Raw genomic sequence first — 25,694 nt, 5'->3', positions numbered from 1 at the left:
CTGGCCGGGATGCGCCGAGGCGGGGCCTTCGCCACTCGCAGGCCCAGGATGCCCCGACGACGGCACGGCTGTCCCCGATTCGGCTGGCGCAGGCAGGGACGATGGCGCAGGCAGGGACCGTGACGCAGGCAGGGACGATGCCGCCCCGGGCCGCCCTGCTCGCGCACCGATGAAACCGGCCACGCCGTCACCCCCCTTGCTGCCCCGTCGCGCGCCGGCCCCNCCACTGCAACGTCCCAGGCCCTCAGACGATTTCCACCGGCTCCTCGGTGACCACGCCGTCCGTGATCCGGAAGGACCGGAACTCGGTGTGGTCGGGCTCCCGAGTGGACGCCAGCACGTAGTGTGCGTCGGGCTCCCCGGCCAGGGAGATGTCCGTGCGGGACGGGAACGCCTCGGTCGCGGTGTGCGAGTGGTAGATGACGACGGGTTCCTCGTCACGGTCGTCCATCTCCCGCCAGATCCGTAGCTGTTCCTTCGAATCGAAACGGTAGAAGGTCGGCGAACGCTCGGCGTTCTCCATGGGGATGAACCGCTCCGGCCGATCCGAACCCACCGGGCCGGCGACGACCCCGCACGCCTCGTCGGGGTGATCACGGCGAGCATGGGCGACGATCGCCTCGTAACAGGCACGGTCGATGCGCAGCACTGGCCCACCGTACGACGCGGAAGGGGTGGTCTGGGCAGGTCCTGGCGACGAGACGTCCCGGCCACGACCCGGATCGCCCCGGGCGGCCTGGTCCGGGCCTTGTCCGGGCCTAGTCCAGCGCCCGGGTCAGCTCGTCGAGCAGCCCGGTCAGAAAGACGTAGGTCGCCACCAGCGGGTAGCGCGGATCCTCGGGATCCATCCGCTCCAACTCGTCGGAGGAGTCGTCGTCGGTCAGGGCGAGGCGGGTGCCCAGGAACAGCCGCAGGTCGTTCAGGGTGGTCAGCCAGTCCTGGGCGGCGTCCTCATCGAGAACGAGCACGGACCCGGGAGCGGGCATGGCGGCCAGCACCCGGCGGGCGGCGTCGCGCTTGCGGGCGAGCAGGTCGTCGGTGCGGCGGCGACGGAAGTCCCCGGAGGCCATCGGGTCGTCCGGGTACGGGTCGGGAAGCAGCCGGGCGATCGCCGGGTCCTCGGGCGGGGGCGGGGCGGTGTCGCGCAGCCCGACCATCGCCTCCAGCGGGTCCTCGACGGGCGGCGGTTCGAGCAGCGTCTCGATCTGGCTGACGAGTTGGGACAACAGCGCCGACTCCCATTGCGGCAGCCGCAGCTCGATCCCGGACCGGGTGCGACGGAAACCGTCAGCAGCCACGACGTCGTGCCCTCCATCACCGCTCGTCCGCGGCGCCCGCCCGCGGATCTCTCGTTGGTCACCGCCGACGCCGCCGGGGCCGCCGGGGCTCGACCGTCCGCGCGACGGGTCCCGCGGCGCCATCGCCTGGAAAGCCAGGCGGGCGCGCGGCGGGCCACGGCGGGCGTCCGGCGGTTGACCATCGCCAGCCTAGTCGAGCCGGCGGGGTGGCCCTGCGTGCCGCATCGGGGCGTCGGGCCCAGGACCTCGAAGGCGGCGCTGACCGGGCGCCGACGGCCGTTGCGCGACCGGGGTGCGGGTGGCCCGCGGGCCTCCGGAGGCGTTTTCGGGGGTGATCCCCGGGAAGGGGTAGCTCGCTCGTCCCACCCGGAATCTGGCCAATTTTGCGATACGGACGCTACTGAACCCGGCACCGAGCGGAGTCATGCGGTGGCCGCGCGACGCCTGCCGGAGGAGGTCGCGTCCTAATTACCCGAATATTCCGGACGATGGAGTCGAATTTTCCTTGATGACCGATACGCACAGCCCGGATTCATCCCCGGAGTCCGGCAGAACCGAGCCGCGGAACGTATCGATCCGCCGAGAAACGGGGAATACGGATTCAGCGGGCTTTTCGGAATCACTGCCGCGGGACTCCTCCGGGACCGATCCGGACGAATCCCGCCCGCATCTTCTCGACCCGCCGAGCACATTGTCGGACCATCGCCCACGGCCGGGCCCACCGGCCCCCGGCATTCCGTCCTACCCGGCCAGAATCACCCGCCGCCCCGGGCGGCCGGCGCGCGCGGCGCCGCCTGCCGCCGGCGCTCAGCCTCGCCCGACCCGACCCCGATCCAGCTAGCTCTTTGTGGCCCCGTTGCCCCGACGGAGCCCGATGGTTGGGAAAAGTCGGGCCCACGCGAGACCGATCGGCCGCCTCCGCGCACGGCAGACGGCCACGGCACAGCGAACGCGCGGTCGGGAGAGGGACCATGGCGGCCAGGGCCGAGGCGACCCCCTGACACCCGATCGGATCCCCCACCGGCGCCGGGTGCCCGGGGTCGCCCGTCCAGGCTGGTCAGTCCTGGGCGATCGTCGCCCACAGTCCGTATGCATGCAGGCGCTCCGCGTCGGCCTCCATCTCCTCCCGGGTACCGGTGGCGACCGAGGCCCGCCCCTTGTGGTGGACGTCGAGCATCAGCTCGGTGGCCTTCGACTTGGTGTAGCCGAACAACTTCTGAAAGACGTAGGTCACGTACGACATGAGATTGATCGGATCGTTCCAGACGATCGTGACCCACGGCCGATCGTCGTCGAGGGTCTCGTCGGCTTCCTCGACGTCGACGGGCGACACGGCGGTGACAGACACGAGGCCTATTGTTACGCCATTCCCGCGCCCTGACCCGTCGCCGGGCACGGTGAGATGCAACGGCGCACGTCCCGCTCACGGCACGTGACGAGGCAGCGAGGCGACGAGGCGACGAGGCAGCGAGGCGACGGCGGTCAGACGGAGCGGCGTAGCAGCGGCGGATGCAGTGCGGTGGCCGAGCCGCGCCGGTACAGCTCGGCGGGCCGGCCGCCGCCGCGCGGGGAGGTGCGCCGGCCCACCGGGACGACGAACCCGGGCGTGGACAGCACCTTGCGCCGGAAGTTCGGCGGATCCAGCGCAACGTCCCAGGCGGCCTCGTAGACGCGACGCAGGTCCGCGAGGGTGAACTGGTCCTCGCAGAAGGCTGCGGCCAGCGGGGTGTACTCCAGCTTCGCGCGAGCCCGCTCGACCCCGTCGGCGACGATCCGTGGATGGTCGAAGGCCAGCGCGGGGCCATCCGGGGAGTCCAGGTCCGCCACCGGCCACCACCGCGCACGGGGGCCGTCCCCGCCGGGCGCCGGCTGCGGCAGGTTCGGCAGCAGGGCCAGGTAGGCGACGCTGACCCCGGGCGCCCGCGGGTCGCGGTGCGGGCCACCGTAGGTACGCAACTGTTCGAGATGGCCGGTCGTGGTCACCCCGGTCTCGGCCCACAACTGGCGCGACGCCGAGGTGTCGAGGTCCTCGTCGCCGTCGACGAAGCCGCCGGGCAGGGCCCAGGCCACGTCGAACGGCGGCTCCCGGCGGATCAGAAGGACGCAGAGCCGACCGCCGCGCAGGGTCAGCAGAACCAGGTCCACGCTGACGGCGACGACCGGCGGCGTGACGGGGTCACCATGACGCCGCCCGTCGTCGCCGTCACGCGGACCGCGGACCTGATTCGGCGGCGAGGCGGGCGGCACCCCTCCAGTCTGGCCATGCCCATCCCACCGCACACGGCCCCCTCCCTGGAGCGGGTCCGCGGGGCCGTGGCGGTGCGGCCGGGCCGCCCGAACGTGACCGGTGGTCGGGCCCGATTGGGCCTGCCGGGTCAGGCCTGCGCCACCGCGATCAGGCGTGGGTGGTGTGCACGACGGGCAGGCATGGCTGACCGAAGCGCACGTCCCGTGCCGTCGGGGGCAGCGCGGTCAACGCCCGGCCGTGGTGCTCGCGGGCCCGTCGGGTGCCGGCGGGCCCGACCAGGTCGGTGTCGACGAGCTCGCCCCGCACGACGATCGACTGGAGCAGCTCACGGTCCCGGGACTCGCCGGGCCGGAACCCGGAGTCCGCCGCCGCCACCGGCGCGGCGACGAAGGTCGAGCCGGCGGAGGGGGTATCGGCGGTCGGCGCCGCGGCCGCAGCGGTGGGACCGGTGGCGGTAGGAGCGATGGCGGTGGGCCCCGCGGCGGAAGGGGCCGCAGTGGCCGCGGAAGCGGAGGAGGCCGTGACGGCGGGAGCGGCCGTCGCGGCGAGAGAGTCCGTGGCGGCGGGAGCCGCGCTGCTGGCGGCTGTGGTGGCGGGAGCGGCGGTGGCGGGAGCGGCGGCGGGGAGGACGACGTCGGCGACGGCGCGGCCGCTGGGGTCGTGGCGGCGCACGACCCGCTTGCGTCCCCCGCGACTGGTCTTGCCCACCGACTTCTTGGCGACGGCGACGCCGTCGACCTCGACGAGCTTGTAGACGAACCCGGCGGTCGGCGCCCCGGAGCCGGTGACCAGGCTCGTCCCGATGCCGTAGCCGTCGACGGGCGCCTCGCCCAGCCGGGCGATGGCGTGCTCGTTCAGGTCCCCGGTGGCGATAATCCGGGTGCTGGGCGCGCCGAGCGCGTCGAGTTGCGCCCGGGCGGCCGTGGCCAGCCCACCCAGGTCGCCGCTGTCGATCCGGATGGCGCCGAGCTCCGGCCCGGCGGCGGCCACCGCCGCGGCGATGCCCGCGGGGACGTCGTAGGTGTCGACGAGCAGCGTCGTGTCGCGGCCCAGGGCGGCCACCTGGGCGGCGAACGCCTCGGCCTCGGTGGGATGGACGAGGGTGAACGCGTGCGCGCTGGTCCCCACGCTGGGCACGGCGTAGGTCCGCGCCGCCTCCAGGTTGGAGCTGGCCGCGAAGCCCGCCAGGTAGGCAGCCCGCGCGGCCGCGACGGCCGCCGCCTCGTGGGTGCGCCGCGAGCCCATCTCCAGGCAGGGCCGCGAGCCTGCCGCGGCGACCATCCGAGCAGCGGCCGCGGCGATCGCGCTGTCGTGGTTGAGGATCGACAGCACGAGCGTCTCCAGCAGCACCGACTCGGCGAACGTCCCCTCGACGGCGAGAACCGGCGCGCCGGGGAAGAACGGCTCACCTTCGGCGAAGGCGCGGATGTCGCCGCGGAAGCGGTAGTCGGCCAGCCAGGCAGCGGTGTCGTCGTCGACGACGCCGGCGGCGCGCAACGCGGCGAGCTCGGGCGGGGCGAAGCGGAAGTCCGCCAGGGCGTCGAGCAGCCGACCGGTACCGGCGAATACACCGAAGCGGCGGCCGGGCGGCAGCGAACGGGTGAAGACCTCGAAGACCACGCGGCGGTTGGCCGCCCCGGAGCGGAGCGCCGCCCGCAGCATGGTCAACTCATAGTGATCGGTCATAAGTGCCGTGGACATCCGGAACAGGCTAGGGACGAGCTCGTCCAGATGCGCGCCTGACGACATCCCGCGGGCGGCGGAAGGGGATGGGTTCGCCGTGCCGGGAGGTGTGTTGGTCCGGCGGTGGGGCAGGCGCAATCCTGCATGATGTCCCTCACACCTTGCCGCCCCACGCCGCCAGCGACCCGGAGTACCTCGACGTGACCACGCCCGCGACCGACCTCGCGCCGGCCGGGTGTGTGCCCCGGGTGGCGCGGTTCGCGGCCGATCGGCGGCAATTGGACAGGACCTCCGTAGTCGTCCGACGCCGTCATGCGATCGTCTTGAGCGTGGACCAGAGTAATGCCGGCATCTTCATCGTCGTGGTCGGCGGCGCGTTGCTCGCTCTGCTCGTACTCGGCGGTCGAGCCGGCCGGAGCATCGCCCGCGACGTGTGGAGCCGCATCGGCTTCTTCCGCTGGATACTCGTCGCGATCATTATCGTGGTCGTCCTCGATCTGTCCGACGGGTTGCCCAACCAATGAACGCCGGGATGGCGGGAACAGCACCGCATAACGCAAGGCAGCGAAGATGTTGCAGGACGCCACCGGGCCACCTCCGTATGGGGTGGTCGATTTATGTCACTGCGCTCCCTGATGCCCGACTCGTTATGCTCACTTCGCGTAACACGATTGTCGGACGAGAGGACAGCGGGTGACTGGTCACACCTGGCTCTGGACGCCGCCGCGGGCCACTCCAGCCAGCGTCGGCGTCGGCCAGCTCCTGAGGGCTTACCGGCAGGCACACGGCCTGACGCAGCAGCAACTCGCCGATCGGCTTGGCTTCGACCAGTCGTACGTCTCCAAGGTGGAAAGCGGCCGCCGGGCCATCCACGACATCTCTACGCTGCGCCACATCGCCCGCAACCTCGCGCTGTCCCCGGAGGACGTGGGCCTGGCGCCCGGCGCGATGGCGGACCGCCGACGGGACAGCGGCCCACGCAGTCCCGCGGCCGAACAGGTCGCCGCCAGCCAGCGCGCCTGGCGGCTGACTCGGGACCACCTCAACCACCACCGGATCAGCCTGGCCCGGGCCGCGGTGCGGCTCTACCCGGAGACCGACCGGCTCGGCAGCGGACTGCTGGCCCGCCCGGGCTGGGTCTGGGACCGGCCGGTGGACATCGACGAGGTCGCCCTGCACTGGCAGGACAAGGTCGATCCGCCGCTGATCCGCGGGGACGAGCCGGAGACGGCCGGCAGCCGCCCGCTGCTCGGTGGCGGCAGCGCGCAGACCCGGTACCAGCGCTACACCCGGGCGATGCGCGACCTCGACCGGCCGACGCTGTTCGAGAACCGGCTGAGCTTCCGGCTGCTGGACATCGGCGGCGACGGCACGGCGCCGGTGACGGCGGACAACCGGCCGACGCTGAACTTCGGCCACACGACCTACTTCGACGCCGTCGACGTGTGCGAGACGGTGGCGCACGAGGCGGCCGCCGCGATGGCCGGCACCGGTCTGTCCTGGCCGGCGCTGCCGTTCCGGGCGCGCATCGGCAACCCGTTCGACTTCGGCCGCCGGGTGGCGCTGCCGTCGATCAATACCCTGACGATCCGGCACGATCGGGGCGGTCAGGCGAGTTTCTTCCTGCACCGGCGCAGCGCGGGCTCGGTGGCGACCGCCGGCGGGGTCTACCACGTGATCCCCGCCGGGGTGTTCCAGCCGTCGGGGATCACCGCGTTCCACCACGAGGCCGACTTCGACCTGTGGCGCAACATCATGCGGGAGCTCAGCGAGGAGCTGCTCGGCAACCCCGAGCACGACGGCAGCTCGTCCAGCCCGATCGACTACGACACCGACGAGCCGTTCCGCTCCTTCGAGCAGGCGCGGCGGGCGGGCTCGGTGCGGGTGTCGTACTTCGGCATCGGCCTCGACGCGTTGACCTTGTTCGGCGAGATACTCACCGTCGTGGTCATCGATGCGGACGCCTTCGACAAGCTGTTCGGCGGGATGGTCCAGAGCAACGCCGAGGGCTCCGTCGTCACGGCCGGCCCCAACCGGGCGGTGACCGAGGGCATCCCGTTCACCCACACCGCGCTGCGCCGCCTCGTCGACACCGAACCCATCGCTCCGTCCGCGGCGGCGTGCCTCGAGCTCGCCTGGCGCCACCGCGAGACGCTGCTGCCCGGCGTACGCGCCCGGACGGCGTCCTGATCCGGGACATGCGCGTTCTGGTCACCGGTGCGTCCGGATTCATCGGCGGAGTGGTCACGGACGCTCTCGCGGCCGACGGCCATGCGGTGACCGCGATGGTGCGCGACCACTCCTCGGCGCCGGTCTTCGCCCCCGGCGTCGAGGTGGTGGCCGCGGACCTGCTCGACCCGCGGCAGCTCGCCGCCGCGGGGGTGAACCGGGGCTTCGACGGGGTGTGCCATCTCGCGGCCCTGACCCGGGTCCGGGAGTCGCGGATGGCTCCCCTGCGCTACTTCCAGGCCAACCTCACGGGCACCGTCAACCTGCTCACGGCGCTGGAGATCGGCACGGAGCGGACCGGGGTCGCGCCCGCGTTCGTGTTCGGCTCGAGCTGCGCCGTCTACGGCGACGTCGATCTCACCGGCGTCCCGGAGAGCCGCCCGCCGGACCCGTCGAACCCCTACGGCGCGTCCAAGCTCGCCGCCGAGCGCCTGCTGAGCCACCAGGCCGGCACCGGCCTGATCGGCGCGGTCATCCTGCGCTCGTTCAACGTCGCGGGCGCCGTCGAGGGGCACTACGACCGGGACGACAGCCGGATCATCCCGGCGGCGATCGCGGTGGCGAGCGGGCGCCGCGACGTCTTCCGCGTCAACGGGGACGGGCAGGCACTGCGGGAGTACGTCCACGTCGGGGACATGGCGGCTGCCTACCACGCGGCGCTGATGGCGGCCACGCCGGGACGCTGCTCGGTGTTCAACGTGGGCAGCGGCGTCGGAGTGAGCATCATCGACGTGCTGACGGCCGTCGGCCGGGCCAGCGGGCGCCCGGTGCGGCGCATCCACTGCCCGCCCGTCCCCGAACCCAAGGCGCTCATCGGGGACAGCCGGCGGATCCGCACCGAGCTGGGCTGGGGCTCGCCCCGGTCGAGCATCGACCAGATCGTCTCGGACGCCTGGCGGTTCGGCCGGGCGTCCGGCGGGACCGGCGTGCCGCCGCGCCAGCGCAACGTCCCGATCATCACCTGACGTCACCCCGACGGCCCCGCCGTCACCGCACGTGCCCGGCCCCGCCGTCACCGCACGTCCCCGGTGCAGCCCGGCCTCCCCGGCGGCGTCCCATCCGGGACATCCCCCGGGCTACCGCCCACCGTGCACACCCCGTAACCTGTAGCGAAGTAGGATCTCTGGGCTCGAGACCAGCGCCTCCGGCGCAGCCGGCCCGGGGTCACATCCCGGACGATCGGGTTCCCGAACTGGTCGGACCGACCCGGTCCGTTCCGTCGGCAGGGAGTTCCGACCCGCGGGACGATGGATCCTGACAGGCTTTCCCGACCCCGAAGGGCTGGCTGTGATGGTGGCGGACCGACACCTGGGCCTGCGGCCCTGTCACGTCTACGACTACGACGGCGAGTACCTGGGCTCCTTCACGAGCTGGTCGGCGGCGCACGAGTGGGCCCATCTCCAGGCCGCGATGGGTGGCGTCCCCGGGCCGTTGGAGGTCGAGGATCGGCAGCTCGGACAGCGTCGGCGCGTCTGGGTGGACCGCTGCGCGGACCTGCTCGCCGCGCCGCCCACCGCAGCCGAAACGCCGGCCGAGGCCGCCCACGCCCCGCGGCCCGGCGGCGCCGGGCCCGACGCGATCAACCGGGAGCACGCCACGACCGGCGGGTCCGCCGCAGAGCACGGCGCGATCGTCGCGACGCTCGGCGCCCCCGTGCTCTGCAACGTCCTCGACGCTCCGACCGTCATCCCCGCGCAGCCCCGCCGGTCGGACTGATCCGCGGCGCCGCGGGTCCGCCCGGCGAGCCCCATCCCACGGGCGGCAACCGGAAGTCACCGATTCCGCAATGCGGGCCCAGAAACATCGCCGATGGCCCGAAAGGGCAATTTTCCGGCACGAGAAACCCAACACATCATCACCGTCCGAGGACGTGCGGGCCGGTCGGCGGACGGGTCCGCCGACCGGCCCGAATCCCAGGGGACGGCCGGCAGGTGCGGGGAAGGCCGTCGGTCCGGCCCGGACCGCGGCGCTCCGGCCTGGTCGCGTCGGGCCGCGCCCACCCGCAGCGGCGCCCGGATGGACAGCGCGCCGCCAGATCCGGGCGGCGGCCTGCGCCGCAACAGCGCCCGCCGGTGTCGGTCCGCGGCCTCGGGCCCGCCGGGCGGAGGCGAACCGATCGTCCTAGGGTCGACGGCCGCCGACATAAGGCCCAGACTGTCCGTGAACGGACATACTTGACCGACCTTGGCGGACGTTGGCCTATCCTCATATACCGAATGCGACGAAGCCTCCCGTGCCGCCGGAGCTCGCCGGGAACATCCGTGGGCCACCCGACAGAGCACCTGGTCAGCTCCGCGCACTAATCTGACGTCTGTCGTGGCCCGGATCATCTACCGGGACGGGCGCCACGCGGGACTCCGCCCGAACGACCGACGACGAGACGCTCCATGGGGGAGACGAAAGTGGACGAGCAGACCGCTGGGACCGGTAACCCCCGGCCCACCGCGCGCCTGGTGGTCGACGTGGTCCGTGCGCTGCGTGGATGGGTGGTGGCGGCAGCCGGCGGCGTCCTGCTTCTCGGCTGCTACCTGGGCGTCTCCAAGCAGACGGACGTCGCACTGCAACTACCGTACGTGGTGTCCGGCGGTTTCGGCGGGTTGGCGCTCGTCCTGATCGGCAGCGCGTTGCTGGTGGCCGACCGCTTCGAAGCGGCCCAGGCCGCGCAGGCCCGCACCGTCGGCCAGGTCGACGACCTGCACTCACTGATCATCGCGGCCGCCACCGTGGGTGAGCAGGCCGGCGGCGAGCTATCCACCGCCCCGGCCCAGGCGACCTACCAGCAGCAGCCCGCCGCCCCACCGCAGAACTCCTACTACAACGCGGCCGGTGACACCGCGCCGGGCGGATCGACTCGCCCGGCGGGCGTCAGCGCCCCCGGCCCGCGCGCCTGACCCGCCGGCGTCTCCCCGCATTGCGACGGCGCCCCGGAAGGCTGACGTTCCCGTGATCACACTTGACCCGGCCGGCGCCGGCGCACGCCGAGGGGGTGGCCGATGACCAGCATCGACCTGGCGCTGGCCGGCATCTCGCTGGGCGCGATCGCCGCCCTGTCCGGCATCGGCCTGCTGGTCACCTATCGCACCAACGGCGTACTCAACCTCGCCCAGGGCGGGATCGCCACCCTGGTGGCCTACATCTTCCGCGAGATGGTCGTCGAGTGGGACCTGCCGATCTGGCTGGCCGCCGTGATCGCCCTCGCCGTGGTGTCCCCCGGCATCGGGCTGCTGCTCGAACGGCTGGTGTTCCGGCCGCTGGCCCGCCGCCGGGCGTCGGCCGCCGAGGCCCTCGTCGCCAGCCTCGGCGTGCTGGTGCTGAGCCTCGGCATCACCGCGGGCATCTGGGGACTGGGATCACGCAGCGACGCGCCCAGCATCTTTCCGAACTCGTCGGTCCGGGTGTTCGGCGATTCCCGGCTCGGCGTCGACGCACTGGCCGAGCTGATCATGGTCGTGGTGTTCGCCGCGGTCATCGGGATCATCGCCGCCCGCACCGCCTTCGGCCGCCAGATCCGGGCCGTCGTCGACGACCGGCAGCTCGCCGAGCTGTCCGGGGTGCCCGCCGACAAGGTGGCGGCCGCGGGTTGGGCCGCCGGCACCACGATGGCGGGCCTGACCGGCATCCTGCTGGCGCCCCGCTTCCAGCTCACCCCCTACGGCCTGACGCTGCTGGTCCTGGAGACCTTCGCGGTGGTCGTGGCCGCGCGGCTGTCGAGCATGCCGGTGGCGGTCCTCACCGCGCTGGGCATCGCCATCCTGCAGAGCGAGCTCAAGCAGTTCACCCTCCACGGCGACGCCGGCCAGATCCTCACCGTGCTCCAGTCGAACCTGTTCATCGTCGCCCTGCTGGTCCTGCTGCTGGCCGTCCCGAAGCTGCGGGAGCTGGGCTCGGGCGACTCGGGAGCGACGGCGAGCTTCTCCAGCCGCGGCGCGCCGCCGTCCGGGCGGGTCAGCGGGGTCCGTCTCCGGCGGGACTACCTCGGCAAGCTGGGCGGCGGGGCGCTGCTGCTCGCGCCGCTCACCTTCGCGCCCTCCGACCTGCGCTCGGCATTCATGGTGCCGGCGCTGGCCCTGATCTTCCTGTCGATGGTGATCGTCACCGGCTACAGCGGGCAGCTCTCCCTCGGGGCGGCCGGCTTCGCGGGTCTCGGCGCGCTGCTGTCGCTCAAGCTCGCCAACGGCGACCTGTTCGGCCTGCCGGCGATCCCCGGGATCGCGTCGATGTTCGTCGGCGCGCTGTTCGTCGCCCCCATCGGCCTGATCACCGGCTACCCGGCGATCCGGCGCCGCGGGCTGACCCTGGCCCTGACGACCTTCGCCGTCGGCGCCGTCGTGAGCCGGTTCGTCTTCGAGCAGCCCACCTTCGCCACCGGGCTGTACCTCGACCCGCTGTCGCTGTTCGGCTGGGAGCTGTCCGAGAAGGCCTTCTACGTCTTCGAGCTGCTCTGCCTGGGCTTCGGCCTGCTCGTGGTGCGCAACCTGCACCACGGCCGGCTCGGCCGGGCCCTGCTCGCCCTGCGCGACCACTCCGAGGGCGCGGCCGCGGTCGGCGTCGACGTGCGCAACCTCAAGCTGCTGGCCTTCACCGTCTCCTCCGTCGTCGCCGGGCTCGGCGGGACGCTGCTGGTGCACAGCAGCTACTCGTTCTCCGCCGACGACTTCGCCCCGCTGCAGAGCCTGCTGTGGTTCACGGCGGTCGTCGTGTTCGGCGCGGACAGCGCGGCCGGCGCGATCGTGGCCGCCGCGTTCATGGTCACGATCGACGTACTGGCTCCGGCCGGATCGTCGACGCTGGCCATCGGCATCCTGGCGCTCGCCCTGGGGTGGATGCCCGGCGGGCTCGCCTCGGCCGTGCGCGGGCTGCTCCGGCTGCTTGCCCAGTACCTCGCCGACAGCTTCGTCGACCCTAACCAGCGGGCCCCGCGGCCGGTGCCGGTGCGCATCTCCGCGGTGGGCCACCTGCCGGCCACCACCGGCATCACCGGCAGCACCGGCATCCCCGGGATCGGCTCGACCCTGGGGGCGGCCCGCGCCGGGCACTACGCCCGCTGGCCGCTGTCCGGTAACCAGCTCGGACTGCCCGCGGACGCCCCCCGGCTCACGCCGTTCGGCGCCAGCCTGGTGGCGATGGTCCAGCAGTACGCCGCCGCCCAGACCGCGGTGGGCCGCCAGCAGCGGGCCGCGGGGGCGGGCGGCGCCCCGCGCCCGGCGGGGCCGCAGCCGTCCCGCGCCGGCGCCGGCGCCGGGGCCGGGGCCGCCACCCACCCAGCCGAGGGAGGCCGGGCATGAGCCGGCACGTACTCCAGGCCGTGGGCCTGGTGCGCCGCTACGGCGGCCTCACCGCGGTCGACCACGTCGACCTCGTCGCCCCACCGGGCATGATCACCGGCCTCATCGGGCCGAACGGCGCCGGCAAGTCGACGCTGTTCAGCCTGCTCACCGGCGTCGAGCAGCCCGACGAGGGCAAGGTCGTGCTCGGCAGCACCGACATCACCCGGATGCGGCCGGACATCCGGTCGCGGCGCGGCCTGGTGCAGACCTTCCAGGTCCCCTCGCTGTTCCCCACCCTCACCGTCGCGGACAACCTGCTCGTCGGCGCGGAGAACCGGCGCCGGGACTACGCCGGCGGCCTGTTGGGCCTGTCCGCGCAGGGCCGGGGCCGGGTGAGCCACAGCATCGAGCGCGGGCTCGAACGGCTGGGGCTCGCGCCGAAGGGGCCGGTGACCCAGATCGTCGAGGAGGTCCTGGACTCCCTCGGCCTGTCCGACGTGCGTGACACGATCGCCGGCACGCTGCCCACCGGGGCGCTGCGGCTGGTCGAGTTCGCGCGGGCGTTGTGCGCGCGTCCGGACATCCTGCTGCTCGACGAGCCCGCCAGCGGCCTGGACAGCGAGGAGACCGCCAAGCTGTCGCAGTTGCTGCGGCGGACCGCCGCCGGCGGGGTCGGCATCGTCATCGTCGACCACGACGTCGACCTCGTCTTCTCCGTCGTCGACCAGGTGTACGCGATGGTCGGCGGCCGGGTCGTCGCGTCCGGTGACCCGGAGACGGTCCGCAACGACCCGACCGTGCGGTCGGTGTACCTGGCGCAGGCACCCCTCGCCGTGGCAGGGCAGTCCGGGGAGGCACGATGACGACGGCGACCGCCGAGCTCGAACTGACGGGGGCCCGCGCCGGCTACGGCACGGTCGAGGTCCTGCACGGCCTCGACCTTGCCATCCCCGCCGGGAAGGTGACCGCGCTGCTGGGGGCGAACGGCGCGGGCAAGTCCACCACGCTGCGGGTGTTGTCCGGGCTGATCCCGCTGCGGGCGGGCACCCTGACCTGGCGCGGCGAGGACATCACCCGGCTGTCCACCGTCGACCGGGCGCGCCGCGGCCTGATGCTGGTGCCGGACGAGCGAGCCGTGTTCGCCACTCTGTCGGTCCGGGACAACCTCCAGATCATCGCCGAGGCGAGCGGGCATCCCGACATCACCCCGGCGCTGGAGTCGTTCCCCCGGCTGCGCGAGCGGCTCACCCAGCGGGCCGGTTCGATGTCCGGCGGCGAGCGCCGGATGCTGGCGCTCGCCAGGGCCCTGCTCGCCCGCCCCTCGGTGCTCATGGTCGACGAGCTGTCGCTTGGCCTGTCCCCGAAGGTCGCCGCGGACCTGTTCGGCTGGCTGGCGACCGTGGCCGCCTCCGGCACCACGGTCCTGCTCGCCGACCAGTACACCGAGCAGGCACTGGCCATGGCCGACCTGGTCTACGTCCTGCACCGGGGGGAACGGTCCTTCGTCGGCACCCCCGCCGAGTTCGCCGGCGGCACGCCCGCCGGCGCCTCCGCCTGAACCACTCCCCCCTGAGGCCGCTCCGCCCCCGATCCACCGCTGCCACGAGTCGGGCCCCGGCCGGGACCGCCCGCGGGTGCGGGGATCCCGGCCGGGGCCCGAGTCGGTTCGGCGGCCACCACCTGTCGACAGGCAGGGCCGCCGGTCGTCAGCCCGCCGGGTAGGGCAGGTTTGGAACGGTGAAGCAGTTGGTGTTCATGTCCTTGACCTGGGTCTCCCAACCGCCCTTGCCGCCGTTCGCCGAATCCTTCCAGCGGGCGACGTTCAGGCAGTTCTGATCCTGGGCGGGCGGTTCCGGCGCCTTCTTGAAGTTGCGGCCGGCCGAGATGAGCAGCCCGTGGCCGTCATAGTCCTTGCCGCTGTTCATGAACGCCTCGACGCACGTGCGGGTCACGTTGGCGCCGCAGGAGCGGATCGCGTCGGTCAGCCACTGGGCGGAGGCGTAGCCCTCCAGCGTCCACAGGTTCTCCTTGGCCACCCGGTCGGGCGCCGCCGCCTGGAGATCCTTCTGGAACTGCGCCACCGCGGGGATCGAGGTGTCCTGGTAGTTGGCCGAGCCGCTGGTCGAGTAGATCGTGTTCCGGCAGTTCGGCGACGCGCTGTAGACCTGGCCGATGTTGTTCGCCCAGCCCTGCGGCGTGGTCACCTTGGCCTGCAGCGCCATCTTCTGGCTCTCGATGGAGTTGCAGAGCTGCGCGTTGCCGCCGTCGTCCATCGCGTCGAAGACGATCTGCACCCCGCGCCGCTTGAGGTCGAGCACAGCGGAGTCCCAGTTCGGCGCCCCGAGGTTGATCTGCTCCTCGACGACGTTGTAGCCCTCCTTGCGCAGGCCGTCGGCCACCGACTTGGCGTAGCGCTGCGACGGGGCCACGTTGTAGTAGACGACNCCGGCGACGTTGGTGTGCAGATTCTGCTTGAACCAGCGGTAGATCTCGGTCCCCGCGTACAGCGTGCCGTTGTAGCCGGGGCGGTCGCCGTTGCGCGGATAGTAGCTGCCGTAGATCGAGTACAGGTGCGGGTACTGGTCGTACTCGGTGCCCACGGGCTGGCCGCCGATGTCGGGCACGCCCTTCGAGTTGATGTACTGCGCTCCCGCGTAGTTGAAGGCGGTCACCCCGGCGAGCGCGAAGACCTTCTCGTCGTCGACGAGTTTGTGCGCACAGCTCACGTTTCCGTCGCCGCTGCCCTTGTCGTCGCACTCGACGAGGTTCACGCTGCGGCCGTTCACGCCGCCCGCCGCGTTGAGCGCCTTGAAGTAGGCCCGTGCCCCGTACAGCGAGGCGGAGAACGTGTCCGGACCGAAACCGCTGCTCAGACCGGCGATCGTACCGATCTTGATCTCGGTGGGCGTGACCCCGACGTCGGAGGCGGTGTTGTTCGAGGCGCCGGCCTGCGTGCTGGCGGCCGTGGTCGGCTCGGTGTTGTTCACACGGCTGCCGCAGGCGACGAGCGCCAGCGACGACAGCACGACGGCGGCGACGAGCGATTTCGCTCGCATGGACATGCTCTCCCCTGGTAGATCGGTGACGCTCGAACGGTACGGCCGGATCGACGCCCTCGATACGTCAGGCTGACGACAGCCAACCAGCCGCCGCTGACCACGTACCGTTACATCAACCAGCGTTGCGCACAAACATGCGGCGCCACCAGCTTCGACGCACCGCAGGCGCGCTCGCGCGCTCCACCGGTGCCTCCTCCGCGGCCGGGGAGCTCTCCCCGCCCACGCCCTTACCGCCCTCCCCGTCACCCGTTCCCGCGCCCTCTGCCACCACGACGACGCTGTCGGTGGCCGGTTCCGCGGAAGGGAGAACGCCGGTCCCCGTCCGGTCGCCGCCCCCGCTGGTGGCCGGAGCCGCCGCGAGGACCGCCTCCGTCCCGGAGGGCTCGGCTACCGTACCGCCCGCCAGCTCCACCGCTGGCGTGGCATCGTTCGAGGCCTTCGCCGACGCCGGCGGGATCGTGCTCCCCAGCCGAGCCATCGCCTCGTCAAGGGCGGCCAGGACCTCCCCGAGCGTGGCCACCGGGTCCTCTGCCGCGCTGGGGGCCGAGGGCGCCCCGGCCCCGGTCGCGGCTGCGGTGGCCGGCACCTCCTGCGCAATCTGTACAGACGGCTGCGCTGGCACGGCGACCGGCTCCACCTCCCGAGCCGCAACCACCTCCCCAGCCGCAACCGGCTCCACCGCCGCAGGAACCGGCTCGGCGACCACAACCGGCTCGGCGGCCACCTCCACGACCGGGGCCGGCTCCCCCACCGCCACCGGCTCGACAACCGGCTCGGACACAACGACCGGCTCAGACTCGACAGCCGGCTCGGGCTCGACAGCCGGCTCGGACTCAGTCGCCGACTCGGACACGACGGCCGGCTCGGACTCAGCGGCCGGCTCGGACTCAGCGGCCGGCCCGGACTCAACGACCGGCCCGGACTCGTCAGTCGGCGGGATCTCCGCGGGCGGCAGCGGGGCGGCCTCGGCGAGCGGCTCGGTCGCCGGCACCGGCTCGACGGCCGACTCCGCGACGCCGAGCAGCTCGACCTCCGCCGCCGGCGCAGCGCCGGTCTCGGCCGTGGACCGCTCCGAAACCGGCACCACCGAGCTGACCGGTTCCACCGAGCTGACCGGCACCACGGCGCTGGCCGGCACCACGGTGACCGGGGGGTTCACGGCAGGCGGATCGGCCTCAGCCGGAACCGCCGGGACGGAGCCGGCGGGGACGGAGCCGCCCGGGATCTCGGGGGTCACGGCGGCCGGCTGCGGCAGCCGATTGAGGATGAGGCCGCCGGAGCCCTGCGCGCGGCGCACCTGTCCGGTCTGGGCGAGTCGCCGGCAGACCTGGTTCACCGTGCCCCGGTTCGCCCCGATCGCCGCCGCCAGCCTGCCGTCGTCCAATCCTTCGGGAACCTTGGCGAGCTGGTCGAGTATCCGCTCAGCAACAGTAGCCACAAAGCGGGACGCTATACGCTAACTGCCTCCCGGTGGCAAGCGGGGTCGCCCCACGCGGTAATCGTGTCCATGCTGCTGCCGTTTGCATCCGCGCTGTCGGTCGTACCCGCCCGCAGCCCCGCACGGCAGATCCCCACCCGGGCGGATCTGCACGGGACACGGCGATCCGGCCCCGGCCGTGCCGGACCACCGTCGCCCACCGACGCCGCGGCGCCCGCGGAGACCGGTGTAGCCGGCGTCGTCCCAACGGACGAGAACGCCGCCCTCAATGACTTGCCAACTACAGATCGCTGTATTCCGCCGGAGAGTCGCCGCGTGACCAGGACCCGGATCCACTCCGCCGGACCGCCCGACCGCCGTGGCCGTCCGGCCCGTCGAGCAGGGATGGATGGACGTCCTCCCCCGCCTGACGGCGGGGACCCAACTCCTCCGCACCCACCGGAAGGCGGGCGCGTCGTGTTGAGGTTCGCGATTCGCCGGCTCGACTGGTGCCGGGCCTCCCCGCGCAGTCAGCACGCGTCCCGCGGCAATGTTCCTGGCCGCGTCGCTGTCCAGGCCGGGGCATCCATGCCGAAACCATGGTGACCGGACAAGCCGCCGGGAACCGCGACAGACGCTGGAGTCGGCATTCAACCGCGCCGGAAAAGTTTCGGATTCCTGCGAAAAATGTCCAGGTCAGCACCACCAGAAGAGGCCTTGGACCCAGCCCGCGGAAAATCCCTCCGAACGGCAGGAAGAGGAGCAGGCCATCGCGGACGACCGCTTGCTCCGTCCGCAGGGCACAACCAAGCCGCTTCCCCGCGATTGTCCGGCCGACCGCAGAGAAAAGAGGATCTTGACCCCGACGGTTTCCAGCCGAGGCCGCCGACGGTCCGGCCCGACCTCGATCGAGTCAATCGGCACGGACCCCGGCCGGCTGCGGGTCGGTGCGGTCGCCCGCGGCGCGCGCCGACCGACAAGGCACGGCGCAATGTGGGCTTAGCGCCGCCGGGCCAGGGAAGGTGCATCATCAAGGCGTGCCGGGAACGGCCCGGGACGCACCGATGTAGACAGCGACCGGACCCGTCCCGCCGACGATCCGTCCAGGTGCACGCCGCCGGACGACCGCCGCTCACCGGGGACCGGTTGGGGAGGCCGACGTGACGCAACCAGCCTCGGATTCCGACTCGTGGAACCGCGAGGACTCGCCCCTGGAACCCGCCGAGACGTTCGACAGCGACGACCTCGGCTCGACGGACGCCGGCAGAGACCCGCTCGACGACAGCTGGGAGGCTCCGGACCGGCCGAGCGCGAGTGTCCGATACCCGCACACGCCGCGGGAGGAACGCGCGGGCTCGTCCTTCGCGGAGCAGCTCGCGGCCGAGCAGCCGGACACCGACCCCTATCTGGAGGCCGAGCGCCGGGAGTCGGGCCGGATCCTGCGGGCTGACGTCAACGGCGAGGATGCCACCGCCTTCGAGGACACCGCCTTCGAGGACTCGGCCTTCGAGCGGGACGAGTACGCGGCGACCAGGAATTCCGCGGCCGAGGAGAACGCCCTGCACCTGGAGTGACCGCCCGCGACGCCGGCCCGACCAGCGGCGGTCGGGCACCGCCCTGAGGCCGGGCGCCGACCGCGGGGTCGGGCGCCGGTGTGACCGCCGGCCGGCGCGGACCGATCCTCGCTCCGGCTACGCTGATCGAGTGACGGCCGCGATCCCGCATCCGGACCATCCGCCGCCCGCCCCGGTCATGACGGCCAGTCCGTCGGCGGCGCCACGGGTCTGGTCCCCACGGATCTGGTCGCCACGGGCCCGCCTCGGCGGGTTCGGTGCGGTGGGGGCGATCGCGGCTGCCGCCGCCGTGCGGGTCTACCTCGTCGACCCGGCGCAGCCCGGCCATTATCCCACCTGCCCATTCCGCTGGGCGACGTCGCTGGACTGCCCCGGGTGCGGCACACTGCGCGGACTGCACCAGCTCCTGCACGGGCACCCAGGCGCAGCCGCCGACTACAACCTCTTCTTCGTCGTCGCCGCGCCGATGCTGGTCCTCGGCTGGGCGGTGGCGGTGGCGCGGGCCGCCGGCTGGCGGCGCCCGCTGCCCCGCGTCCCGGCCCGGCTGCTGCCGATCATNCCCGTGCTGGTCATCGCCTTCTGGGTGCTGCGCAATCTGCCGGTGCCCGGCTGCACGTGGCTGGCGTCCTAGGCAACGCGGCACCGGGCGAGTGGTGCGGTCAGCGCCGGCCCAGCAGGTAGCAGGCGATGGCGGCGGTGGCGGCGACGTTGAGCGAGTCGACGCCGTGCGCCATCGGGATGCGGACCCGCGCGGTCGCCGCCGTCTGGGTTGGTTCGGACAGGCCGGCCCCCTCGGTGCCGAGCAGGAGCGCGACGCGCGCCGGTGCCCCAGTGGCCGGGCCCGCCGGATCCGCTGTCGACCCGAGGACGGCCGGCCTGCCGTCAGCCGGAGCGAGCCCGACCGGAGCGGCGTCGGCCGGAGGCGAGTCGGCCGGAGTGGGCCTGACCGGAGCGGAGTCGATCGGAGCGCCGGCGTCGAGCCGGGCGGCGAACGCGCCGAGATCGGCGGCGTCGGCGGCCGGGGTCAGCGCCAGCAGGGTGAAACCGGCGTCGCGGAGCAAGCCCAGCGCGCCCGGCCACGGGTCGAGCCGGGCGTAGGGCACGGCGAACACCTCGCCCATCGAGACCCGCACGGAGCGGCGGTAGAGCGGATCGGCGCAGCGGGGGCTGAGCAGCACCGCGTCCATCCCGAGCCCGGCGGCCGAGCGGAAGATCGCCCCCAGGTTGGTGTGGCTCACGATGTCCTCGCAGACGAGGACCCGCCTCGCGGCGGCGAGCACGTCCGCCGGGGCCAGCGGTGGGCGCCGGCACATCGACGCGAGCGCGCCGCGGTGCACCTCGAAGCCGGTGATGGCGGCGAGGACGTCGGCCCCGGCCACGTAGACGGGGACCTCCGCCGGCAGGTCCGCCGGCACCGCGCCCAGCCGGGCCGGGGAGACCAGGACCGAACGGGGCCGGTAGCCGGCCCGCAGCGCCCGGGTGATGACCCGCTCGCCCTCGGCGATGAACAGCCCGTCGGCCGGCTCCCGCCGCCGCCGCAGGGCGACATCGGTGAGCGCGACGTAGTCGTCGACACGCGGATCCGCAGGATCGTCGATCGCCACGACCGGCGCCGAGACCTGCGCCGGAACCTGGGCCGCGGCGGATCCGGGCGGGTCAGCGGGCACGCCGGAACCTCCGGACGCGGCCGGTGTCACCCGGGCGTAATGAGCGGGACGCAGAATCGGCGGCCATGACCGAGCCGCACTCCGCGCCCGCACTGGCACCGGCAGCCACTTCGGCGCCGGCAGCCACGCCGGGTCCCGCCGTCTCCCGTCCCATCACCGCTCCTGTTTCCGCCGATCTGCTCGTCGTCGGCGCCGAGCTGGTCGCGACCGTGGACGCCGACCGCCGGGAGATCCGCGGCGGGTGGGTCGCGGTGACCGACGGACTGGTCAGCGCGATCGGCGGCCCGGCCGACCCGCCGCCGCCGGCCCGGCGCACCCTACGGGCCGACGGCGCACTCGTCACGCCCGGCCTGGTGAACACACACCATCACATCTACCAGAACCTCACCCGCGCCTTCGCTCCGGCCCTGGGCGGCACCCTGTTCACCTGGTTGTCGACGCTGTACCCGCTGTGGTCACGGCTGGACGAGGAGGCGGTGCACGTCTCGGCCTACGTCGGGCTCACGGAGCTGGCGCTCGGCGGCTGCACCACGACCACCGACCATCTCTACGTGCATCCGCGCGGCGGCGGGGACCTGATCTCGGCGGAGATCGCCGCGGCGACGGCCCTGGGGCTGCGGTTCCACCCGACCCGCGGGTCGATGTCGCTGTCGGCGAAGGACGGGGGCCTGCCGCCCGACTCGGTGGTCCAGGATGACGACGAGATCCTCGCCGAGTCGGCCCGGCTGGTCGCCCGCCACCACGACCCGTCGTGGGGCGCGATGGTGCGCGTGGCGCTCGCGCCCTGCTCGCCGTTCTCGGTCAGCCCGGCGCTCATGNGCGCCACCGCCGAGCTCGCCGAGCAGCTCGACGTGCGCCTGCACACCCATCTCGCCGAGGATCCCGAGGAGGACGAGTACTGCCTGGCGGTGTTCGGCCGCCGGCCCATCGACCAGTTCGCCGAGGTCGGCTGGGCCGGGGACCGGGCGTGGGTGGCGCACTGCATCTGCCCGAATCCCGAGGAGGTCGCCCGGCTGGGCGCCTGGGGCACCGGGGTGGCGCACTGCCCGAGCAGCAACATGATCCTCGGCGGCGGACTCGCGCCGATCGCCGAGCTACGGGCGGCCGGTGTCCCGGTGGGTCTCGGCTGCGACGGTTCGTCGTCGGCGGACTCGGCGTCGCTGTGGCTGGAGGCCCGCACGGCGATGCTGCTGGGCCGGCTGCGGCACGGCTCCGCGTCGATGTCGGCCCGCGACGCGCTGGAGATCGCCACCCGTGGCGGCGCGGGCTGCCTCGGCCGCGCCGGCGAAATCGGCGAGCTGTCCGTCGGGGCGGTCGGCGACCTGGTCGTCTGGCCCCTGGACGGGGTCGCCTTCGCCGGGGCGCTGTCCGACCCGATCGACGCCTGGCTGCGCTGCGGGCCGACCGCCGCCCGGCACACCGTCGTCGCCGGCCGGCTCGTCGTCGAGGACGGCCGGCCGGTGCACCCCGACCTGCCCGCGATGCTCGACCGGCACCGCACGCTCGCCGCCGGCATCCAACGCGCCTTCGACGACGCCGGTACTGCATATCCAGTCCAGAGGGAAAGATCGGGCGCGGAAGCCTCCGGATAAGCGGGGACGTGCTCAGGCCGGCGCCGGAGTACTCAGGCCGGCGCCGGAGAAGTGGCGGCGGTGGCCACGGCGAGGCGCTGCGCCGTGTAGAGCGGCTCGCCGAGCCGGTGGTAGAGCGACAGCTCGGTGTCGAGCCAGGCCAGGTGCCGCTCCTCGTCGGCGAGGACGGTCTCGATCAGGATGCGGGTGGTCGCGTCGTGCTCGGCGGCGGCGACCTCCGCAGCCTGGTTCAGGCCGGGACGGGCGCCGCGCTGGGCCGCCAGGTCGTTCTCCAGCACCTCCCGCAGCGACGTCCCGATGGCCGGCTTGGCCACCACGAAGTCCGGCCGGCCGCCGAGGTCGAGCAGCCGGTTGAGCACCGCGGCGATGGTGACCGGCTCGTCGGCGATCCGCTGAGCCATGCCCGCGGCCAGGCCGTGCAGGCCCCAGGACTCGACCAGGACGAGATGGGTGCGGTGCTGGGCGTAGCCCGCCCAGTAGCTGCCGAGCAGCTCGTTGAGCAGCTCGGTCACCGGAGTGGTCTGCGTTTCGGCCATACGTCCGTCCCTCCCACGGGTCCGGCGGGCCCCACCGGCACCAGATCGGAACGGCGCCGCCGGACCTCCCGCCCAGATCCTCGACTGTCCAGGGCATGAATATATGTCACCAGACTAGGCACATAAAACAGCCCGGAGGGAGCGGTCAGGTCGGGGCGGCGCCGGCGGGGCGGGCAAGGCCGACGTCGCGGGCGGCGAGGAGGTCGACGAAGCCGCGCGCGCCGTCGAGAGGAACACCCGCCCGGCCGCGGTGGGGCGCACTGACCCCGGTTGGCCGCCCCCAAGGGGACATTTGGTACAACGCAATGGGGCAGTTCGGACCGGGTTACCGTGTTGGCCCCCCGGGTCCGACGAGCTGAGCGATGATGGTTCGGGCGCGGGAAGCCGGACGTCCCCCACCGAGACCGCCGCCGCCGGCGCCGCGCATCGACCCCCCCGATCGGTGCGCCCAGCGCCGGCGGCGGCTTCATTCCCGGCCGCCCCCGCGTCCCCCGGAGACTGGGGGGCATGCCGACGCTGCCGCCCGATGTCGTCGCCCGACTGACCGCCGCCCTCGACCCCGTCGACGCGGACCTCGCCGCCCGCCATCCGGGCGGCACCCGCGCCCGCCAGCCCGTCCACACCTGCTACCTGCCGGCCGATCAGATGGTTCCCGACGTCGTGCCGGCCTGGGGCGCCCGCGCCCGCGCCCTGCTCGCGGCGTACGGCGCCGACCCGGCGACGCTCGCCGCGGCGACCGGCGGCGACCCGCGGCCGCAGGTCGCCGCGGCCGTCCACGCTCACACCCGGCGCGTGCTCGCCGCCGAGCCGATCCAGGACCTGCGGGTCGACCTGGAGGACGGCTACGGCCTGCGGCCGGACGACGCCGAGGACGCCGACGCCGTGCGCGCGGCCACGGCGCTGCGCGCCGCATCCGCGGCCGGGGTCCTACCCGCCCGCTACGGGCTGCGGCCCAAGTCGCTCGACCCGCTGGTCCGCGACCGCGGGCTGCGCAGCCTCGACCTGTTCCTCACCGCGCTCGTCGGCGACGACTCCCCGCCACCCGGCCTCGTGCTGACCCTGCCCAAGGTCAGCGACCCGCGACAGCTTCGGGTCTTCGCCGACGTCCTCGGCGAGCTGGAGCGGCGGCTCGGGCTCGACCCGGTCGGCCTCGAGGTGCAGGTCGAGACGCCGGCTGCGGTGCTCGCCCTGCCCGAGCTGGTGCGCACCGGCCTCGGCCTGGGCCCCGGCCGCCTCGTCGGGCTGCACGTCGGCACCTACGACTACTCGGCGGCGCTCGGGATCACGGCCGCCCACCAGGCCAGCGACCATCCGGCGGTGGAGTTCGCCACGACGATGATGCAGCTCGCGGCGGCCGGCACCGGCCTCGACGTCGCAGACGGCTCGTCGAACCTGCTGCCCGTCGACGGCGACGAGCGGCCGGGTGCCTCCGGCGACGATGTGCGCCGCGCCTGGCACCGGCACGCCGAGCTGGTCCGCCGCGCCTGGCACCGTGGCCTCTACCAGGGCTGGGACCTGCATCCCGGGCAGTTGGTGAGCCGGCACGCGGCGGTTGCCGGCTGCCTGCTGGCCGGGCTCGGCGGGGCGCTTTCCCGGCTGGCCGACTACGCCGCCGCCCGGCAGTCCGGCGCGGTCGCCGACGAACCGGCGACCGGGCGGGCCCTGGCCGGGCACATCCTGCGGGCGCTGGACGCGGGCCTGCTGGACGACCCGCGCCTCGCCGCCGCGGGCCTCGACCGGACGACGGTCATCCGCCTGGGCGGACGGCAACAACCCAACGCAGCCAGCAGCAGCAGCAGCCCGTAATCGCCCGATAAACAAAACGGCAGGCGTACTCCACATTAATATTAGGTGAACTACGACGAACATCATTCGCTATCCCGTTCTGGATGTTCCCGACGAGTCGACATCAGCCCGGTTCAGGTCTACAACAGACACCGTGAACGACGGCATCCTGGTCCTGGTGGTCATGACCGCGCTGGCCTTCGACTTCACAAACGGGTTCCATGACACCGCCAACGCGATGGCAACCTCGATCGCAACACGGGCACTGCCCCCGAAGACCGCCGTCACCCTGTCCGGGGTGCTGAATCTCGTCGGCGCCTTCCTGTCGCTCAGCGTGGCCGCGACGATCGCGAGTGGCCTGGTCAACACCCATCTCGTGACGCTGACGGTGGTATTCGCCGGCCTGGTGGGCGGCATTACCTGGAATTTGCTGACCTGGTTCTTCGGAATTCCCTCCAGTTCATCTCACGCGCTCATCGGGGGGGTCATCGGGGCGACCATGGCCGCCGCCGGCACGAACGGCGTCAAATGGCACGGCGTCGTGTCGAAGGTAATCATTCCGGCCGCCCTCTCCCCGCTGATCGCCGCCCTCATCGCGACCGTGGGCACTTACCTGATCTACCGGCTCAGCCGCGGTGTCCCGGACCGGACGCGCAGCCACGGATTCCGGATCGGCCAGATCGGTTCGGCGTCGCTCGTCTCGCTCGCGCACGGCACGAACGACGCGCAGAAGACGATGGGCGTCATCACCCTGGCTCTCATCGCCAACGGCACGGTGGACGCCGGGTCCGAGGCCCCGTTCTGGGTGATCACGAGCTGCGCGATCGCGATCAGTCTGGGTACCTACCTCGGTGGCTGGCGGGTGATCCGGACCCTCGGCAAGGGGTTGGTCGAGATCGACTCCCCGCAGGGCATGGCCGCGGAGTCGTCCTCGGCCGCGACGATCCTGCTCTCCAGCCACTTCGGGTACTCGCTGTCGACGACGCACGTGGCGACGGGCTCGATTCTCGGCACCGGCCTGGGCCGCAAGGGCGCCGAGGTGCGCTGGAGCGTCGCCGGCCGGATGGCGACCGCCTGGCTGCTGACCCTGCCGGCCGCCGGGCTCGTCGGCGCCGGGTGCTACGGGATCGCCCAGGGCATCGGCGGCACCCCCGGCGTGGTGATCGTCTTCGTGCTGCTGGTGATCGGGTCCGCTCTGCTGTACCTGCGAGCCCGCCGCAGGCCGGTCAGCCACCACAACGTCAACGACGAGTGGGACGGCGCCACGGCCCCCGCGAACGCCAAGGAGCCGGCCGCGGCCTGAGGCGCGCGTACGGCGCCCCGGACGGGACGGCTGCTC

General features: G+C 73.1%; 21 protein-coding genes and 3 pseudogenes. 14 read left to right on the top strand and 10 right to left on the bottom strand.

Annotation, left to right across the window (positions count from 1 at the left end):
* Positions 1-244: 244 nt before the first annotated feature.
* From UK82_RS07980 to UK82_RS07960, 5 genes are all read right to left on the bottom strand, one after another.
* A complete protein-coding gene (locus tag UK82_RS07980) occupies positions 245-649 on the bottom strand; it encodes a Mov34/MPN/PAD-1 family protein (protein ID WP_044884378.1) in 405 nt (134 codons plus the stop codon).
* A gap of 109 nt (positions 650-758) precedes the next feature.
* The gene (locus tag UK82_RS07975; protein ID WP_044884379.1) at positions 759-1,298 is read right to left on the bottom strand and encodes a DUF2017 domain-containing protein; all 540 of its coding nucleotides are present in this window, start codon (positions 1,296-1,298) and stop codon (positions 759-761) included.
* 1,057 nt (positions 1,299-2,355) lie between these two features.
* Entirely contained in the window at positions 2,356-2,646 is a 291-nt protein-coding gene (clpS, locus tag UK82_RS07970) for an ATP-dependent Clp protease adapter ClpS (protein ID WP_041938928.1), read from the bottom strand.
* A gap of 134 nt (positions 2,647-2,780) precedes the next feature.
* Positions 2,781-3,545: an NUDIX hydrolase gene (locus tag UK82_RS07965; protein ID WP_396230485.1), complete on the bottom strand. Its 765-nt coding sequence runs from the start codon at positions 3,543-3,545 to the stop codon at positions 2,781-2,783.
* A gap of 148 nt (positions 3,546-3,693) precedes the next feature.
* Entirely contained in the window at positions 3,694-5,247 is a 1,554-nt protein-coding gene (locus tag UK82_RS07960; RefSeq protein WP_236705642.1) for a nicotinate phosphoribosyltransferase, read from the bottom strand.
* A 182-nt stretch (positions 5,248-5,429) separates the two neighbouring features.
* Between UK82_RS07960 and UK82_RS36485 the strand changes: the two genes are divergently transcribed.
* From UK82_RS36485 to UK82_RS07920, 8 genes are all read left to right on the top strand, one after another.
* A complete protein-coding gene (locus UK82_RS36485) occupies positions 5,430-5,753 on the top strand; it encodes a hypothetical protein (protein WP_236705641.1) in 324 nt (107 codons plus the stop codon).
* A 169-nt stretch (positions 5,754-5,922) separates the two neighbouring features.
* Entirely contained in the window at positions 5,923-7,419 is a 1,497-nt protein-coding gene (locus tag UK82_RS07950) for a helix-turn-helix domain-containing protein (protein WP_044884381.1), read from the top strand.
* Between the two features lie 8 nt (positions 7,420-7,427).
* Positions 7,428-8,423: an NAD-dependent epimerase/dehydratase family protein gene (locus UK82_RS07945; RefSeq protein WP_044884382.1), complete on the top strand. Its 996-nt coding sequence runs from the start codon at positions 7,428-7,430 to the stop codon at positions 8,421-8,423.
* A gap of 325 nt (positions 8,424-8,748) precedes the next feature.
* A complete protein-coding gene (locus UK82_RS07940; protein ID WP_055406846.1) occupies positions 8,749-9,174 on the top strand; it encodes a hypothetical protein in 426 nt (141 codons plus the stop codon).
* A gap of 686 nt (positions 9,175-9,860) precedes the next feature.
* Positions 9,861-10,349, top strand: a complete 489-nt coding sequence (locus tag UK82_RS07935; RefSeq protein WP_044884384.1) for a hypothetical protein — start codon at positions 9,861-9,863, stop codon at positions 10,347-10,349.
* Positions 10,350-10,451: 102 nt separating this feature from the next.
* Positions 10,452-12,743 carry an ABC transporter permease gene (locus UK82_RS07930; RefSeq protein WP_044884385.1) on the top strand — a complete coding sequence of 764 codons (2,292 nt, stop codon included), beginning with the start codon at positions 10,452-10,454 and terminating at the stop codon, positions 12,741-12,743.
* The gene (locus tag UK82_RS07925; protein ID WP_055406781.1) at positions 12,740-13,588 is read left to right on the top strand and encodes an ABC transporter ATP-binding protein; all 849 of its coding nucleotides are present in this window, start codon (positions 12,740-12,742) and stop codon (positions 13,586-13,588) included. Before UK82_RS07930 ends, UK82_RS07925 begins: the two co-directional genes overlap by 4 nt.
* Entirely contained in the window at positions 13,585-14,283 is a 699-nt protein-coding gene (locus tag UK82_RS07920) for an ABC transporter ATP-binding protein (RefSeq protein WP_044884387.1), read from the top strand. Before UK82_RS07925 ends, UK82_RS07920 begins: the two co-directional genes overlap by 4 nt.
* A 148-nt stretch (positions 14,284-14,431) precedes the next feature.
* Here the strand turns inward: UK82_RS07920 and UK82_RS36480 are convergent.
* The 3 genes and pseudogenes from UK82_RS36480 to UK82_RS33560 all read right to left on the bottom strand — a co-directional run.
* A pseudogene (locus tag UK82_RS36480) lies at positions 14,432-15,169 on the bottom strand (ABC transporter substrate-binding protein); the annotation flags it as partial.
* Between the two features lies 1 nt (position 15,170).
* On the bottom strand, positions 15,171-15,781 hold a 611-nt coding region (locus tag UK82_RS36475; RefSeq protein WP_236705640.1), incomplete at its 3' end, for an ABC transporter substrate-binding protein.
* Between the two features lie 115 nt (positions 15,782-15,896).
* A complete protein-coding gene (locus tag UK82_RS33560; protein WP_055406780.1) occupies positions 15,897-17,222 on the bottom strand; it encodes a hypothetical protein in 1,326 nt (441 codons plus the stop codon).
* Between the two features lie 1,139 nt (positions 17,223-18,361).
* Here UK82_RS33560 and UK82_RS07905 point away from each other — a divergent pair.
* Together UK82_RS07905 and UK82_RS41980 are read left to right on the top strand one after the other, a co-directional pair.
* Positions 18,362-18,775: a hypothetical protein gene (locus UK82_RS07905; protein ID WP_044884389.1), complete on the top strand. Its 414-nt coding sequence runs from the start codon at positions 18,362-18,364 to the stop codon at positions 18,773-18,775.
* A pseudogene (locus UK82_RS41980) lies at positions 18,666-19,333 on the top strand (DUF2752 domain-containing protein); the annotation flags it as partial. The gene UK82_RS07905 and the pseudogene UK82_RS41980, both read left to right, overlap by 110 nt.
* A gap of 101 nt (positions 19,334-19,434) precedes the next feature.
* Here the strand turns inward: UK82_RS41980 and UK82_RS07895 are convergent.
* Complete coding sequence (locus UK82_RS07895) at positions 19,435-20,442, bottom strand: RNA methyltransferase (RefSeq protein ID WP_044884390.1); 1,008 nt, start codon at positions 20,440-20,442, stop codon at positions 19,435-19,437.
* Positions 20,443-20,507: 65 nt separating this feature from the next.
* On the opposite strand from UK82_RS07895, the pseudogene UK82_RS36470 reads away from it, so the two are divergent.
* Both UK82_RS36470 and UK82_RS36465 read left to right on the top strand, forming a co-directional pair.
* Positions 20,508-21,260: pseudogene (locus UK82_RS36470) on the top strand (amidohydrolase family protein); the annotation flags it as partial.
* Position 21,261: 1 nt separating this feature from the next.
* Positions 21,262-22,034 (top strand): amidohydrolase family protein (locus UK82_RS36465; RefSeq protein WP_236705639.1); only part of this gene is annotated, 773 nt, incomplete at its 5' end.
* Between the two features lie 32 nt (positions 22,035-22,066).
* Here the strand turns inward: UK82_RS36465 and UK82_RS07885 are convergent.
* Positions 22,067-22,570 carry a bacterioferritin gene (locus UK82_RS07885; RefSeq protein ID WP_044884391.1) on the bottom strand — a complete coding sequence of 168 codons (504 nt, stop codon included), beginning with the start codon at positions 22,568-22,570 and terminating at the stop codon, positions 22,067-22,069.
* Between the two features lie 507 nt (positions 22,571-23,077).
* Here UK82_RS07885 and UK82_RS07880 point away from each other — a divergent pair.
* Positions 23,078-24,376 (top strand): DUF6986 family protein, encoded by a 1,299-nt coding sequence (locus UK82_RS07880; RefSeq protein WP_044884392.1) that lies wholly within the window; start codon positions 23,078-23,080, stop codon positions 24,374-24,376.
* Between the two features lie 163 nt (positions 24,377-24,539).
* On the top strand, positions 24,540-25,658 hold the full coding sequence (locus UK82_RS07875; RefSeq protein WP_044884436.1) for an inorganic phosphate transporter: 1,119 nt from the start codon (positions 24,540-24,542) through the stop codon (positions 25,656-25,658).
* Positions 25,659-25,694 lie beyond the last annotated feature (36 nt).

The organism is Frankia sp. ACN1ag, from assembly GCF_001414035.1.
GTDB lineage: Bacteria > Actinomycetota > Actinomycetes > Frankiales > Frankiaceae > Frankia > Frankia torreyi.
This window is presented reverse-complemented; position numbering and strand designations above follow the sequence as displayed.